Annotated in this window: 11 protein-coding genes; 3 read left to right on the top strand and 8 right to left on the bottom strand. The window is 68.0% G+C overall.

What is annotated here, in order from left to right:
• Positions 1–56 precede the first annotated feature (56 nt).
• Entirely contained in the window at positions 57–6,404 is a 6,348-nt protein-coding gene (locus ACFYO1_RS13820; RefSeq protein ID WP_387230399.1) for an SDR family NAD(P)-dependent oxidoreductase, read from the top strand.
• The gene (locus ACFYO1_RS13815) at positions 6,401–7,807 is read left to right on the top strand and encodes a condensation domain-containing protein (protein ID WP_387230397.1); all 1,407 of its coding nucleotides are present in this window, start codon (positions 6,401–6,403) and stop codon (positions 7,805–7,807) included. The genes ACFYO1_RS13820 and ACFYO1_RS13815 overlap by 4 nt, the downstream gene beginning before the upstream one ends.
• A gap of 63 nt (positions 7,808–7,870) precedes the next feature.
• Here ACFYO1_RS13815 and ACFYO1_RS13810 read toward each other — a convergent pair whose 3' ends face one another.
• The 8 genes from ACFYO1_RS13810 to ACFYO1_RS13775 all read right to left on the bottom strand — a co-directional run bounded on the left by ACFYO1_RS13810 (position 7,871) and on the right by ACFYO1_RS13775 (position 14,605).
• Positions 7,871–8,365, bottom strand: a complete 495-nt coding sequence (locus ACFYO1_RS13810; protein WP_387230395.1) for a histidine kinase — start codon at positions 8,363–8,365, stop codon at positions 7,871–7,873.
• Positions 8,366–8,550: 185 nt separating this feature from the next.
• The gene (locus tag ACFYO1_RS13805) at positions 8,551–9,057 is read right to left on the bottom strand and encodes an O-acetyl-ADP-ribose deacetylase (RefSeq protein ID WP_387230393.1); all 507 of its coding nucleotides are present in this window, start codon (positions 9,055–9,057) and stop codon (positions 8,551–8,553) included.
• Between the two features lie 36 nt (positions 9,058–9,093).
• On the bottom strand, positions 9,094–9,567 hold the full coding sequence (locus tag ACFYO1_RS13800; protein ID WP_387230391.1) for a GNAT family N-acetyltransferase: 474 nt from the start codon (positions 9,565–9,567) through the stop codon (positions 9,094–9,096).
• A gap of 35 nt (positions 9,568–9,602) precedes the next feature.
• Entirely contained in the window at positions 9,603–10,787 is a 1,185-nt protein-coding gene (locus ACFYO1_RS13795; RefSeq protein ID WP_387230389.1) for an alanine--tRNA ligase-related protein, read from the bottom strand.
• A gap of 249 nt (positions 10,788–11,036) precedes the next feature.
• Complete coding sequence (locus ACFYO1_RS13790; protein ID WP_387230387.1) at positions 11,037–11,690, bottom strand: O-methyltransferase; 654 nt, start codon at positions 11,688–11,690, stop codon at positions 11,037–11,039.
• A gap of 96 nt (positions 11,691–11,786) precedes the next feature.
• Positions 11,787–12,467: a hypothetical protein gene (locus ACFYO1_RS13785; RefSeq protein WP_387230386.1), complete on the bottom strand. Its 681-nt coding sequence runs from the start codon at positions 12,465–12,467 to the stop codon at positions 11,787–11,789.
• A 150-nt stretch (positions 12,468–12,617) separates the two neighbouring features.
• Positions 12,618–13,802 carry a PucR family transcriptional regulator gene (locus ACFYO1_RS13780; protein ID WP_387230384.1) on the bottom strand — a complete coding sequence of 395 codons (1,185 nt, stop codon included), beginning with the start codon at positions 13,800–13,802 and terminating at the stop codon, positions 12,618–12,620.
• A gap of 173 nt (positions 13,803–13,975) precedes the next feature.
• A complete protein-coding gene (locus ACFYO1_RS13775) occupies positions 13,976–14,605 on the bottom strand; it encodes a TetR/AcrR family transcriptional regulator (RefSeq protein WP_387230382.1) in 630 nt (209 codons plus the stop codon).
• Positions 14,606–14,718: 113 nt separating this feature from the next.
• On the opposite strand from ACFYO1_RS13775, the gene ACFYO1_RS13770 reads away from it, so the two are divergent.
• Complete coding sequence (locus tag ACFYO1_RS13770) at positions 14,719–16,089, top strand: ABC1 kinase family protein (protein WP_387230380.1); 1,371 nt, start codon at positions 14,719–14,721, stop codon at positions 16,087–16,089.
• Positions 16,090–16,167: the final 78 nt, after the last annotated feature.

Genomic DNA, 16,167 nt, shown 5'->3' with positions numbered 1-16,167 from the left:
TTTTACGCATCGCCGATTCGTGCGGCGGCGCAGAACGACCGTATTGGAGGACCTACGTGTCGGATATCGCTATTGTCGGTATCGGGTGTCGATATGCGGGCGGCATCGACTCGCCGGACGCGTTCTGGGATTTCGTCCTCGACAAACGGGACGGCGTCGTCGAGATTCCGCCGGACCGCTGGGATTACCGCCGGTACTACGATCCGGAACCGCGCACGCCCGGCCGCAGCTACACCAAGCACGGCGCGTTCATGACAACCGATCCGTGGGAGTTCGACCCGGACTTCTTCGGCATCTCGGCGCGCGAGGCGACCGTGCTCGACCCGCAGCAGCGCCTGTTGCTCGAGGTGACCTGGGAGGCGCTCGACGACGCGGGAGTCGCCGGACAGGCCGCGGGCGCGCCGGTCGGTGTGTACGTCGGCGGATTCGTGGTGGATCAGTCGGTGATCGGGGTGGTCGGACCGGCGTTGTTCCACACCGACATGCACACCCCGGCGAGTGCGTCCTACACCATGCTGTCCAACCGAATCGCCTACGCGCTCAATCTGACCGGGCCCGCGCTCACCGTCGACACGGCATGCTCGTCCTCGCTCGTCGCCTTCCATCTGGCCTGCCAAGCGCTGGAAAACGAGGACTGCCACATCGCGCTGGCCGGCGGCGTGAACGTCATGCTGCAACCGGAAACCTTCGTGCTGATGTGCAAGGGCAGCTTCCTCGCCGCCGACGGCCGGTGCAAGTCCTTCGATGCCGCCGCCGACGGTTACGGCCGCGGCGAGGGCGCGGGCATGGTGGTGCTGAAACGGCTCGACGACGCGGTGCGCGACGGTGATCGGATCTACGCCGTGGTCAAGGCGACCGGGGCCAATCAGGACGGGCGCACGACGGCGATCACCGTGCCGAACGCCGAGTCGCAGGAGTCGCTGGCCCGCACGGTATGCGCCCGCGCTGGCCTGACTCCGGACGCGATCACCTACGTGGAGGCGCACGGCACCGGCACCCTGGTCGGCGATCCGGTCGAATTGCGAGCACTCGGACGGGCTTTCGGCGCCCCGGCCGGACGGCGGAGTTCGCTCGGCGTCGGTTCGGTCAAGGCGACCCTCGGTCATACCGAGGCCGCGGCCGGGATCGCGAGCGTGATCAAGGCGGCGTTGGCGATTCAGCACCGGGTGATTCCGCCGCAGGGGTGGCTCGACAAGCCGAATCCGGACATCCCGTTCGGCGAACTCGGGCTGCACATCCAGGTGGACGCCGAACCGCTGCCGCCGGATGCCGGGCCGATGACCATCGCGGTCAACGGTTTCGGTTACGGGGGCACCAACGGCCACGCGATCCTCCAGGAGTATTCCGGGCCGCAGGCGTCGGCCACCGGCCCCGCGCGCCACCTCGGAATCCTGCCCCTGTCCGCACGCAGCACCGGCGCCACCCGTGCCATCGCCGGCCGCTTCGCCGAGCTGATCGGGGCGGGCGCCGATCCGGAACGGCTGGCCGAGGCCGCGTGGACCCGGCTGGCGCACCACCCGTTCCGCACCGGCGTGCTGGTCGGCGCGACCGACGACACACTGCACGAACTGCGGCAGTTCGCGGCGGGCGAGGGCCGGGACGCGGTACGCACCGTCGCGTCGCGCGTCGCGGAGCCGGTCTTCGTGTTCTCCGGCATGGGGCCTCAGTGGTGGGGCATGGCCCGGGAATTGCTCTGTGCCGGTGGTGCATTCGCCGAGACCGCGGCACAGGTCGATGCCGAGTTCGGCAAGCTCGCGCGGTGGTCGATCATCGACGCGCTGCGCCAACCCGAGGCCGAGTCCCGGGTGTCGAGTACCGAGGTGGCCCAGCCGGCCAACTTCCTCGTCCAGGTGGCGCTGGTGAGTGAGCTTGCCCGGTACGGGATTTCGCCCGCCGCGATCGTCGGCCACAGCGTGGGCGAGGTGTCGGCGGCGTATGTCAGTGGGATGCTGACATTGCCCGAGGCGGTCCGGGTCGCTTACCACCGGGCCAGGTTGCAGGCGACGACCGCCGGATCGGGCGGCATGCTGGCCATCGGGCTGCCGCTCGATCGAGCCCGCGAGCTCATCGCGGACGACCCGCGCGTGGATATCGCGGCGATCAACAGCGCTACCTCGCTCACCCTCTCGGGCGATCCGGAACGACTGGACGAGATCGCCGAAAAGCTCACCGAGGAGGCGGCTTTCGCGCGCAGGCTGCGGGTCGAGGTGCCGTATCACAGCCGGTTGATGGATCCGATCCTGGACGCACTGCGCACCGAACTTGCCGACCTCTCGCCGCGGTCGCCGAGCGTGCCGCTGTATTCGACCGTCACCGGGGAGCTCGTCACCACGGACGGGTGGGATGCCGAGTACTGGTGCGCGAACGTCCGGCAGCCGGTGCGGTTCCATGACGCGGTGACGAAGGCTATCGGCGCGGGCAGCCGGGTGTTCCTCGAGGTCGGCCCGCATCCGGTGCTGTCCGGGAACATTCGCGAGACCCTGGTGGACGCGGACGTGCACGGCACGACGGTGCCGACCCTGGATCGCAAGCAACCCGATTCCGTGAGCGTCCGGCGCACGCTCGTCGGTCTCTACGGTGCCGGGGTGCTCGAGCCGGATCAGTTGTTCCCGGACGACGGTCCCGTCACCGCGCACGTACCGCTGCCCCGCTACCCGTGGCAGCGGACGCGACTGCATTCGACGCTGCCGCTGTTCGAGCAGGCCCGGCTCGGCACCCCGGACAGCTACGCCATGCTCGGCGATCCCGATGTCGAGGGACGCCCGGACTGGCTGCTGCAGGTCGGTTCCGAATTGCTGCCCTGGCTGGCCGACCACGTGGTGAACGGGGTGCGGATCATGCCGGGGGCCGCGTACCTGGACGCCGCGCTCAGCGCGACCGCGACCCGGCTCGGGGTCAAACGTGTTGCGCTGGAGCAGGTTCGCTTCGTCGCACCGTTGATCATGGCCGCGCCGGACGTGCCGCTCATGGCGTTGAGCATCGAGGAGTCCAGCGGCCGCTTCCTGATCCGCTCACGCAACGCGACCGGCACCGCGTGGACCGTGCACGCCCACGGCCGCACCCTGACCGGCAGCCACTCGCCCACGAAGGCCACGGTTCCCCCGATCGACGTCGGCGTCGATATCGATCCGGAGATGTTCTACGCGGGGCTGACCGCGGCGGGCCTGCAGTACGGCCCGGCGTTCCGCCGGGTGACCTCGGTGCGGGTCGGCCGGGACGTCGCGGTGGCGACGGTCGACGGCACGATCGCCGCGGACTCGGGACATCTCGCGCATCCGGCGGTGGTGGACGCGGCAATGCAGACCGCGGCAATGCTTTTCGCCGACGAGCGGATCAACGAAGGCGTCCTGGTGCCGGTCGGGCTGGCCGCGGTGCGGTTGCTCGCGCCGATTCCGGAGCAGGCGACCGTGGTCGCCCGGCGCGACCCGAAGGCGCGGTTGCGGGCCGATGTCGACGTTCTGGACGCCGACCACAACCTCGTCCTGCGGTTGACCGGGTTGCAGATCGGCGCGCTGAAGCCCGGCGATGATCCGCTGCACCGGATGGCCGAGTTCTACTATCGCGAGACCATCCAGCGGTGCGACCCCATCGATCCGTCCGCCCTGCCCGACGCGGGCTCGGCGACCTTGGTCGTAGTCGCGCTCGGGAAGAGCGGCCGGGCCGGGCAATTGGCCGCCGCCGTCCCGGATGCCCGGCTGTTCCGCGTCGATCCGGACGCGGCGGAGTTCGAGGCCGACCTGGTCGACGTGCTGCGGCAGGCCAGAACGGCGGAGACCGCACGACTGCACGTCTGCGTGGTCGCCGGTGCGGGTGGCGACGATCTGGCGGACCTGTGGACCTTGAAGCGGATCGCGGTCGCGATCCACGCATTCGCGAACCCGCAGACGGACGAGCAGACGCCGCAGACGGTCTTCGGCGACGGTTCGGTGCATGCCACCCTGGTCACCGAGCGGGCATTCGCGTTGCCGGACAGCACGATTCCACCGGACTCCCGTCAGTCCGCGCTGGCCGGAGCGCGACGAGTCCTGCTGAACGAGCAGACGCCCTTGCGCTGGCGTCTGATCGACGTGGACCCCGACACCACCATCGCCGAGCTGCTCACGGAACTGGCTGTGCCCGGGGCGTTCTCCTACGACAACGCCGACGAGGTCCTGTTGCGCGACGGTCAGCGCTGGGCGCCCCTGGTGACCAAGCCGCTCCCCGAGCGCTTGGCCGCGCACGACACCGCGGCGCCGCTCACCGACCCGGAGGCCAACTTCGAGCTCGAACTCCCCCGCACTCGCCTGCTGTCGGCGCTGGCTTGGCGCGCCTGCCCGCGCCGGCAGCCGGGCCCCGGTCAGGTAGAGGTGCGCATGCAGGTGATCGGGCTCAACTACAAGGACCCGCTCAAGGTCATCGGCCTGCTCGGCGAGCGAGAGCTGGCACCGACCTATTTCGGCACCGTGCCCGGCATGGAGGGCGTCGGCACCGTGGTCCGGGTCGGCGACGGCATCGAGGACATCGCCGTCGGCGACCTGGTGGCGGTCGCGGCCAAGGGCATGATGCGGCGCTACGCCCTCATCGATCGGCAGCTGGTGATCCCGCTGCCCGCCGACACCGATCCCGGATACTGCACCAGCGCCATCGCTTTCGCCACCGCCGAGTACGGACTGCTGGAGCTGGCGCGGCTGGAGCCCGGCGAGACGGTGCTGATCCACGGCGCGGCGGGCGGTGTCGGCACCGCCGCCATCCAGGTGGCCAAGGCGCGTGGCGCGCGGATCATCGGCACGGCGAGCACCGACGAGCGGCGGCGGCACATCCTGGAACTGGGCGCGGACCATGCGATCAATTCGCGGTCGCTCGACTTCGTCGACGACGTGCTCGCGCTGACCGGCGGGGTCGGCGTCGAGGTCGTGCTCAGCAGCGCGCCGGGTGAGATCCTGCGCCAAAACTTCACTGCCGTCGCCGAATTCGGTCGCATCGTGGAGGTCGGCAAGGCCGACATCTACACCGGCGGGCTGCTCGAGCTGGCCAACTTCGACAAGAACGTGGCCTACTACTCGATGGATCTCGATCGCCTGGTCGCGATCCGGCCGGAGCGGCTGGCCGGTCTGCTGCAACGGGTGTACGAGAACGTGCTGGCCGGTGTGTACCGGCCGCTGCCGTACCGGATGTTCGGCACCGAGGACGTGGGAGCCGCCTTCGAGGAGGTCATCCGCTCCGCCGGGCTCACCAGGATCGCGCTGCGCGTCGACGCACCGGAGCCCCCGGTTCGGCCCTACCTGCCGGACATCGAGATCCACGGCGACGCAACCTATCTCGTCACCGGCGGCTTCGGCGGCTTCGGCATGGCCACCGGGCGCTGGCTGGTGCTGCGTGGGGCGCGCAGGCTGGTGCTGCTCGGTCGCGGCGGTGCGCGCACCGAGACGGCCCGGCGGCAGCTCGAGGCGTGGCGCACCGTCGGGGTCGAGGTGATCGAGGAGCTGGCCGACGTGACCGACGCCGACGCCGTGGCCGCGGTGATTGCCCGGGCGCACACCGCAGAGCACCCGCTGCGCGGGGTGTTCCATGCGGCGGGCTCGGTGTCGGACAACCGGATCGACCTCATGGCGCACGACCAGCTGGCGCAGGTGTACCGGCCGAAGGTGCACGGTGCGCGCGCACTGCATCGCGCGGTCGGCGACGCGGGCATCCGGCTGGACATGTTCGTGCTGTACTCCTCCGGCGGCTCGATGTACGGCATCTACGGCCAATACAACTACTGCGCGGCCAATGTCGCGGTCGAGGCGCTGGCCGAGGAATGGACCAGGGCCGGCGAGCGGGCGCTGTGCGTCGGGTGGGGTCACCTCTCCGGGGCGACGGGCGGGATGGCCGCCGACGCGACGGCCACCAAATATCTCGACCTGGTCGGTTTCGGGCCGATCGACATGTCCGACGCCACCGCGTATCTGGAGCAGACCCTGCGCTTGACGGACACCAGGGCGGCGATCATCCCGACCGACTGGGCCAAGCTCACCGGCACCTTCCCGCAGCTGGCGCGCACCGGGCGGACGATCGAGCTGGCCAAGGCGTCGGCGAAGGACACCTCCGAATTGGCCCGGCTGCGAGCCGAACTGGTCGCACTGGACGACAGCAAGCGGGGACCGTTCATCGCCCGCAAGATGGCCGCGGAACTGGCCGTGGTGATGGGGGTGGCGGTCGACTCGATCGATATGACGGTGCCGGTGCCGGAACTCGGCCTGGATTCGCTCATGGCGGTGGAACTCGGGGCGCGGGTCACCAAGACCCTCGGCATCGACCTGATGTCGATGCAGATGGGTCGCTCGTTCAGCCTGGAACAGGCCGGGCCGAAGGTGGCCGAACTCGTGCTCGCCGCCGAACCCGGCAGGCCGCAACCGATTTCCGAGCCGGTGGGCGCGCTGTGATCGACCTGGGACTGATCGACGAATGGAACCCGGCGCCGGGGCGGCTGGTGACCTGGACCGCCACCCCGGAATCGGTGGCGCGCGCCGCCGCCGCGCCGGTGCATCCCGCGCCGCCGTCGCACCAGCAGGAGGAGTATCTGAGGTTGGCGGATCGGCACGCGGCGGCCGACTTTCGTTATTCGGGTCTGTGCCTGGTGACCGTCGAGATCCCCATGGGCGACCTCGACCAGGCCGCCATGACCAGCGCCATCAACGCCTTTCTGTTGCGCCACGACACCTTTCGGACCTGGTTCGGCATCGATTCCGCCGGCGCGATCCGGCGGCACCTGATCGAGGCGGAGGTGGTGGACTTCGCACCGGTCGACTGCGGGGAATTCGACGATGCGGAGGCGATCCGGGAGCACGTGCAGAAGACGACTCCCGGTCCGTTCCAATGGGATTGCTTCTCCTTCGGCGCGATCGCGCACGGCGAGTCGACCACCGTCTACCTCGCGGTCGACCACCTGCACACCGACGGGCTCGGGCAATATCTGTCCTGCTCGGACCTGGCTTACCTGTACGCGCGGGAGGCGTGGAATGCCGGTGAGATCCTCGAGCCCGCCGCCAGCTATCTCGAATACTGCACGGCGGAGCGCGAACACACCGCCCAGCTGACTCTCACCTCGGCCGGTGTTCGGAAATGGCTGGAACTCATCCGCGGCAACGACGGCGAATTGCCTTCTTTTCCTTTGGATCTCGGCAAGCGTTCGGCGGGTTACACCCGTAGCGCGCATCGCACCATCACCCTGCTCACCGAGGCCGACGCTCGCCGATTCGAACAGGTCTGCCGCGCGCACGGCGCGGAATTCGTCGGCGGCATCTTCGCCGCCGCGGCGCTGGCCGAGGCCGAACTGACCGGCAGCGACTACTACTTCGGCATGACCCCGATCAGCACCCGGACGTCGGCCGCCGAACGGGCCTCGGTGGGTTGGTATGTCACCCTCGTGCCGGTCGCCCTGCCGATCGCGACGACCTCCTTCGACCGCGTGGCACCGGTCGCACAACGTGCCTACGAGAACGGAATCCGGCTGGCGCCCACGTCATTTCACCGGGTTCTGGAACTGCTGCCCGCCGACACCGACCTGAACGTGCGTCAGGGCTGGGCGGCCCCGATGATCTCCTACGTGGACGCCCGCGACTTCGCCGGACACGAATTCTTCGACCTGGTGAACGGCGGGATCTACGCCAACCGCGCCGCCTCCGAGGAGGTTCTCCTCTGGATCAACCGGATGCCCTCGGAAACCTCACTGAGCGTCATCTTTCCGGACACCCCGGTGGCGCACGATTCCGTAGAGCGCTACCTCCAGACCTTGCGGGCGGTATTCACCTCGGTAGCCGGCGACCGCACCCTTCGTTCCCCCTGAACACGAACCAGCGCCTCTCTCTGCCAGAGATGCTCACAGGGAGAGGCGCTGGGTGAACGGTGCTCAGCTGGCGCCGGCGGACTCCAGCAGACCGGGCACGGTTTTGGTGGTGTTGTGGCGGAAGATGTTCACCGCGCCGACCACCTCGTCGGACTCGTCGCGAATGGGAAAGACGTTGACCAGCGCGAGCAACCGGAAACCGTCGGGCTGTTCGCAGATGACATCCGCGTTGCGGACAGTGCCGCCGTTGTTGATGACCACCGACGGCGGGGCCGCCTCGTGCGGCATGACCTCACCGGAGGGGTAACGCAGACGGTATGCGCCGCAGTACTTCTCGCTCGCGCCGAGTTCCGGAGTGCGGCCCCAGGCGCCGATCGCGGTCTTGTTGCAGGCGATCAGCGTGCCGTCCTTCTCCAGCACGTAGATGCCGACCTCGATGTCGTCGATCGCGGCTTGGTCGCCGAGCAGGCCGCCCGGCACCAGGTGCCCGTCCTCGAGCTTGCCGTGAAACGTGAGATTGTCCAGTTCGCCGGCGCTGATCTGTTCGCTGATGCTCATATCGTTCCCCTGCACTCGGAATAAGGGTGTCTAAGCTGCGGTCGATGAAGGAATCCTGGTGCGTCCCCCGGCCGAACAGAGGTGACTTCCGCACCCCTTTCACCGCATGCGAGTGTACCGAATTTGCTTGGCCGGACGGCCTGTTCGAGCAGATAGGTGCGCTCGGTGTGGATGCCGCGCAGAATTCACATCGCTGCCGCGAAGGCGGCGTAGGCCTCCGGGCCGAACAGGACGAAACGCACCTCTCGTACCGTTGTGTCGACAGACCGCACAGTTTCGATCGCGATCCGGGCGCCGTCATCGATCGGCCAGCCGAAGATGCCGGTGGAAATGGCCGGGAACGCCACCGTCTGCGCACCCAATTCATCTGCCAACCGCAATGATTCGCGGTAGCAGGAGGCCAGCGAATCCGACCGATCCTCCTGCGCCGACCATACCGGCCCCACCGTATGAATCACCCAGCGCGCGGGCAGATTCCCAGCCGTCGTCGCGACCGCCTTCCCGGTGGGCAGGCCCTTCCCATAGTGCGATGCGCGCAGATCGCGGCAGGCATCGAGGATCGCCGGACCACCCTTGCGGTGAATCGCCCCGTCCACACCTCCACCACCGAGCAATGAGGAATTCGCGGCATTCACCACCGCGTCCACCGCTTGCTCGGTGATATCTCCCTGGACCAGCACAATGTCGACCATGAAATCATTCTCGCCGCCTCTGGCGACGCAGCGAAATCAGGATGACGTCGCGCCGTCGGTGAGCGTCAGTTTGAAACCGACGTGACTGGGTTCGAATCCGAGTTTGCCGTAGAAGCGGTGGGCGTCGGTCCGGCTGCCGTGTGAGGTCAATTGAACCAGGGCGCAACCGTATTCGCGGGCGCGTCGGATGCATTCCTCGATCAGTTGCGCGCCGAGACCGTTGCCGCGCAGCGGCCGGTCGACCCGCACCGCCTCGATCTGGGCCCGGACCGACCCGCGGCGAGCCAGTCCGGGCAGGATGCTCAGTTGCGCGGTGCCCACCACGGCGCCATGGCGTTCGGCGACCACCAGCTCCTGGCGCGGATCGTTGTCGATCTCGGCAAAGGCCGCGCGGTACGGGCTCAGGTCGTCGGTGGACTCGCGAACGCTGCCGAGGGCGTCGTCGGCGAGCATCGCCACCAGCGCGGGAAGGTCGTCGATCGTCGCGGACCGGAAGATGATCTCGTCCATTCGCCCATTCCATCACGGGCTATCGCGCCGACCGGTCAGCCGATACCGGCTTCGGTGTTCAGGTACACCACGAGGTCGCGGGGCAGGCCGTGGGTGTCGTGCAGGTAGTGGTAGTCGGCGTCGGTCAGCGGTCCGGTGAACCGGCTGCGGGACAGGACTTTTCGTCCTCGCTGGAGCAGCTGGCCGAATTTGCGTTCCTCATCGAGCAGGAGGGTGCGCATCTGATGCGGGTCAGTGGATTGCCGGAAGTGATCGAGGGTGTGTCGCACCAGCTCGATCGGCAGGTCGGACAGGGTTCGGGTCGGATCGTCGCGCCACAGCGTGGTCAGTGTGCGGCGAATCAGACGGCGCAGGACGTAACCGCGCCCGGACGGAGACGGCGTGACTCCGTCCCCGAGGATGACGATGCCGGAGCGCAGATGATCCGACAGCAGACGCAGCGACCGCTCGTCCAGTGGATTCCAGATTCGAGGCAGGGTGGTCAGCCAGGGCCGGAAGACGTCGATCTCGAAGACCGACCGCGCATTTCGCAGAATTCCCACCAGCCGTTCCAGACCCAAGCCGGTGTCGACGCAAGGCCTGCGCATCGGTTCGAGGCTGCCGTCCGAATGGCGGAGGTAGCCCATCATGACGTGGTTCCACACCTCCACCCATCGATCGTCGGATGTCGGTGTGCCGTGCGGTATTTCGTCTCCGGTCCAGACGAAGATCTCGGAGTCGGGTCCGCACAGCCCGGTCGGGCCGTTGGACCACCAGTTCTCGTCCGTCGTCGGTTCGACCGGAAGGCCCAGCTCGCTCCACGTCCGCCAGGACTCGTGGTCCGGTCCGGCCTGTTCGTCGCCGCCGAAGACTGTGACGTGCATCCGCCCGGGATCGATGCCGAAGCCGTCGCGCAGCAGTTCGAATCCCCAGCGCAGGCTCTGCGCGCCGTCGTAGTCGCCGAGTGACCAGGACCCGAGCATTTCGAACACGGTGAGATGGGTGTCGTCGCCGACCTCGTCGAGATCGGTGGTGCGCAGGCAGCGCTGCCGACCGGTGAGCCGCGACCCCAGCGGGTGCGGCCGGCCCATCAGATACGGGGTCAACGGGTGCATTCCGGAGGTGGTGAACAGCACCGGGTCCCCCGCCGAAGGAATCAGCGACCCGCCTGGCGTGAGTTCGTGCCCGCGTTCGCGGAAGAAGTCGAGGAAGAGCTGAACGGTCTGGTCTGTCGTGATCATGGTGGTTGCTCCATCGATAGGAAATCGACCGGAAGCGACCGCACATGGCAAGTCCGGCAACGAGACCGACGCACACCAGCGGACCGTTTCCGGTCGCCGGCATGGGGAGAAAGGTCAAGCGGCAGCGACCGGCGAGCTGAGAGCTCGCGCGGCAGCGGCGGTACGTGAATTGACCTGCATAGCGGCACGGTAGCAACCAGGCCGTGCCGAGCGCGACCGATTATCGGAGCGACCGGGCGCCGCGGGTGGTCAGGCGGTGCGGCAGCTGATCTCCATGCCGTCCTCCACCGGGTAGTCGACCGAGGCGTAGCCGTTGGCCGGATCGCGGACGTAGTCCAGGTACTCGCCCATGGAGGCGAGGGTCGTGTCGTCGGCGACCACGAGCGCGCCGGGTGCCAGCCGGTCCTCCAGGAGGCGTAATACCGGCAGGCACAGGTCTTTCCAGCCATCGAGCAGCACGAAGCCGATCGGCCCCGGCACCTCGGCCAGGGTGGACAGCGCGTCGCCGGGCATAATCGTCACCACGTCTGCCACCCCCGACTCCGCCAGATTCGCCTGCGCGGCAGCGATTTTCGCCGCACTGAGCTCGGTGCTCAGCACGCGGCCGACGCCGTTGTCGGTAACCGCGGCAGCCAGGTGGATGGTCGAAATCCCGAACGAAGTACCGAACTCGACCACGGTCTCCGGCCGGGCCGCCCGAACCAGCGCGTAAAGCAGCGTGCCGCCGCGCGCAGAAATCGGCATGAGGACGCCTTCCAGCACATCCGCACGTTCCTGCGCGGAGGCCTCGGCATACGAACGGCCCGCGGGCCAAGGGAAGGGATTCTCGTCCTCGACGGTGGCCGCGGCGAACAACCGCTCGAGCACACTCCGCACCGCTCCACTCTGCAAGGTGTTGGTCATCCCGCTAGAGTAGACGCAACGTTGCGTTTAATCTAGACCCGAACGCACGATCGATCTGCGCAATTTCTCGCATCACTCCGAAGGCGGGAGGCGATGTCAGGCAACCAGTTCCATCAGGCCGCGGGGGGTGGCGGTCGGTTCGGTCGGGAAGGTGAACTGGACCAGGCGATGTGGGGGTTCGGTGTCGAAGTAGGCGATGGCGGAGGGGATGAAACCGCCGATCATTTTGTCCAGCAGGCTGTTCACGTGGGCGAAGCCGGGGCGTAGGTGCACCGGCCAGCTGGGTAGTCGGCCGGCGGGGACGTCTACGGTGGTCTGCTTCAGCACGCGGGCCGTGACCGGCCAGTGCACGGAGAAGGCCAGCCACAGGTCCAGGGAGGTCTCGGCTCCCTCGGCGAAATCGAGACCCCGCAGCAGCGTCAGTCCCCCGACGAACGGCACGACGTCGGGCGGAAAAGGGCCTACGCCACTGCCGAATCGGAGGTGCGTGGTGTCGAGGAAATGCGCCTCCTCGCGGGACACCACGGTGTTCTGCGAACGCGTCTCGGCCCGGTAGTCCGCGGCCCGCAGCCAACCGCCGGCCCGGCTGAACCGCTGTTCGACGGTGATCGTCGGATTCCCGTCGCGCGCACGGAGTTCGACGGTCGAGCGATAGTCGTGCGCCGCCCGCGCCATCACGCTCGTCAGCTCGAACGAGCCCGCCTGATCGGGACCGCCGATGGCGTACACCGACTTCTCACCATCGGGAATCACGGGGTCGCGGAACGCAGTACGCACATGTCCTCCTGCCGGCCGGTGACCGAATTCCAGTTCGGCTTCGACGCTAACGATCACCAGGCCGGAGAAGCCCGCGCACGGCACGGAACTGGATAGCTCACAGCTATCGGGCCGGTCGCTTTGGCACAGTTGCCTACGGCCCCCGCGGTATCAGGCGAGCCGTCGCGCGATCAATGCCGAACGCAGATACCACAATCCGCTCGCCCTGGCGGGATCGAACCCGGTGAGCTCGCCGATGCGCCGCAGCCGGTAGTCGACCGTGTTCGGATGCACGCCAAGACGTTCGGCCGCGCGCAACCGGCTCAGATCGGCGTCGATGTAGATCTGCAGGGTGTCCCGCAGTTCCGGATGTTCGTCCAGCGGCGTGAGATGGTTGCCGAGCACCTCACGAGCGATCCCGGGACGGCTGAGCTGGTGTTGCAACGCCAATTCGGCGAATCGGTGCAGGCCGGGGTCCAGGCCCATCCGTTGCGCGGTATCGAGCAGTTCGTGCGCCTGCCGAGCCGCGGTCGGCACCTCGTCCGGGCGCGCGTTCACCACGGTGGCGGTGATGGGCACCCGCGCCGCCTCGGCCAAATCCCGCACCAGTGCGTCGAGTTCGGCGTCGGTGCTCGCGGTACACGGCACGAGCACGGTGCCACCGTCGACCGAAAGCAACGACAGCGCCTCCCCGTCGAGCAGCGCCGCGAGCGCCGATTGCAGCCTGCGCAGCTTTCGCCGGGCGACGACCTGCCGATCGAGTCCGGGACGGTCTTCGTCGGGATGCGCGGGCAGTGCCAGGGCGAGCACGAAATACTCTGCGGCAACCAGCAAATCGTGGGCCGGCGGGTGACCGCCGAGCAACGCGGAGGTCAGGTTGTGCGTGGCGGTCTGCTGCTCGGCCGCGTCGGCCTTGTACTCCCGGACGTACGCTTTGCTCACCGCACCGGTGACCAACTTGGACAGCTCGACCACGCGCCCGATCCCGGTGACCACACCGACCGTGTCCGCGGGTTCCGGCCGGGCGATCAGGTCGAGTCCGGCCTTGAACGCCTCGTTGACCGCCCGCAGCACGGTGTCGATCGGAATTCCGGCATGCGCGCAGGTCGCCGCCGCGGCCTCCAGGCCGTCGGCGCCCGCGGGCCCCGGATTTCCGTTCAACCGCTGGATCAGCCAGTCGAGGCAGATCCGCACGACAACCTTGACTTCGCCGTGCGACGCGGCGCCGGAGAACGGCCCCGCCGCCGCGACATGGTCGATCACGGTTCGGGTCAGCGCGTCGATATCCCGCGCCGACAAAGAAATCTGTCGCCCGAGCGCACCGAGCTCGGGTCGGTCGAGACTTTCGATCGTCACCGGTGGCCTCCTTGCCTTTGCACTTGGAAGCAACGGTAAACCGAGCCAGCGCTCACCTTCTACTCCTCTTTGCCCGCCGGGTTACGGCCGCATCAATAGCCCCTTACCAGGGGAATCATCGAATCTGCGCCTGGTTCGGGTCAGGCAAAGCGAACGGGTACCTAGCGGGGTGCTCACTTTTTGACGGCGCGAATTTCGGTGTCCACCCAGGCCGCCATCATCCGGGCGGTCATGTGCAGCGACTCCGCGCGCGACCGGGCGTCCACCTCCAGCGCGCTGGCCCGCAGCACCGCCGCGAAACCGGTGTTGATCAGCACGAACGTCATCACGTCGTACTCGTGGTCGTCGCCGGGACCGAGGATCTGGATCACCAGCACCTTCACCAGCAGCCGCAGCCGGGGTTCGAACTCGGGGATGCCGCTGTTGTAGAACTGCACGCCGGCCACCAGCGCCCGCACCAGCAGGGCGTTCTCCACCAGCTCGTCGGCGATGACCTCCAGGATCCCGTAGATCACCTCATCGCTCGGCTTTTCTCCGAGACCGAACACGCGCTGGGAGAAGCGGCGTTCGATGTTCTCCAGCAGGCGCCGCAGCAGCTCTTCGACCATGACCGAGCGATCGGTGAAGTACCGGTAGACGGTGCCGATGCTCACCCCGGCCGCGGTCGCGATCCGGTTCGTCGAGGTGTTGGCGATGCCGCGTTCGCCGAACAGCTGCGCGGCGGTGTCCAGGATGTGTTCGCGGGTGGCTTTGGCCCGTTCCTGGGTCGGACGACGGCGCTCCCCCGCGGCTTTCGGCGGCATCGGGTACTCCTTGCCTGCTCGTGCTCGAAAATGAGCTTTGCTCAGTTTAGTCCGGCTCGAGTATGCAAGAGTGGGTGCCATCACGCGGCAGGTTCGCCAATGGAGGTGCGACAGTGGGCGATCGAGTACCGAAGGGTCGCCTCGCGCGCGGCGGCAAGCTCGGCCGGCTGGCCGCGGGACAGGCGGTGCGCGGGGTCGGCACCCGGTTGTCCATGATCGGGCGCACCGAGCAGGCCCGCCAGCGACTGTCCGAACGATCGACTCTGCAAGCGGCACAACAACTCGTCACCGTGCTCGGCGGGCTCAAGGGCGCGGCGATGAAGCTGGGCCAGATGCTCTCGGTGCTCGACGTCGACCTGCTGCCGGAGGCCCATCGGGAGATGTTCCGGGTCAAGCTGGCCGAGCTGCGCGATCAGGCGCCGACCGTGGCGTTCCCGGCCATGCGGAAGGTGCTCGAGGGCGATCTCGGGCCGATGGCGCGCGTGTTCGCCGAGTTCGACGAGACCGCGATCGCCGCGGCGTCCATCGGTCAGGTGTACCGGGCCAGGTTGCACGATGGGCGAGCGGTCGCGGTGAAGGTCAAGTATCCCGGTGTGGACGACGCCGTCGAGGCGGACATGCGGAATCTGGCGCTGTTCAGCAAGCTCTGGAAGTCCATGCTGCCCAGCGCGGCCGACGCCGAGGTGCTCGACGAGATCGCGCGCAATATCGGCAGCGAACTCGACTATGTCCGCGAGGGGCAGACCCAGCACCGGGTGGCCGCGCGCTACCGCGATCATCCGTTCGTCACGGTGCCGGACAGCATCGAAGCACATTGCGGCCCACACGTTCTCGTCACCGAGTTCCTCGAAGGCAAGCCGTATCAACAGATCCGGGAGCTGCCGGGCGCGGACCGCGACCACATCGGCGAGCTGATCTACCGCTTCTACATCAGCTCCCTGTTCACCGACTTCGAATTCTGCGGTGACCCGCATCCGGGCAACATCATGCTGGCCGGCGACGGGCGGCTCGGTTTCGTCGATTTCGGCCTGTACCACAGCATGAACCCGGTGCACGTGGAGCTCGAGCGGGCGTGCCTGCAAGCCGCGAGCGAGAACCGCGCCGACGATCTGTACGACCTATGGGTCAGTCACGACATCATGGATCCGGAGTCCGGCGTCGACGCGGCCGAGGTCCTGGAGTACGTCTGGGCGGCCGCGGGCTGGCACCTGGGCGACGAGGAAATCACCATCACGCCCGAATTGGCCACCGGCGCATTGATTCTCGCCATCGATCCGCGCGCCGCCGAGTTCCGCGGCATGCGCCAGCAGCGACTGCCCGCCGAGCATGTGTTCTCCCGCCGCGCCGACCTGTTCACCTTCGCCGCGCTGGGCCAGATCGAGACCACCAACAACTGGCACCGAATCGCCCGCGAATGGCTCTACCGGGAACCGCCGGTCACCGAGATCGGGCAGCGACTCGCCGGTTGGCAGGCCGGCCGGTAGCGCCGCAATCCCGTTGCACTTTGGGCGAATTCACATCCGAGTGCCCGCCGGCTTGGGCAGCGCACAATGTAGGAGTAA

Source organism: Nocardia sp. NPDC006044 (genome assembly GCF_042871115.1).
Lineage (GTDB): Bacteria > Actinomycetota > Actinomycetes > Mycobacteriales > Mycobacteriaceae > Nocardia.
The sequence above is the reverse complement of the archived record's forward strand: the minus strand, read 5'-3'. Positions and strand labels throughout refer to the sequence as shown.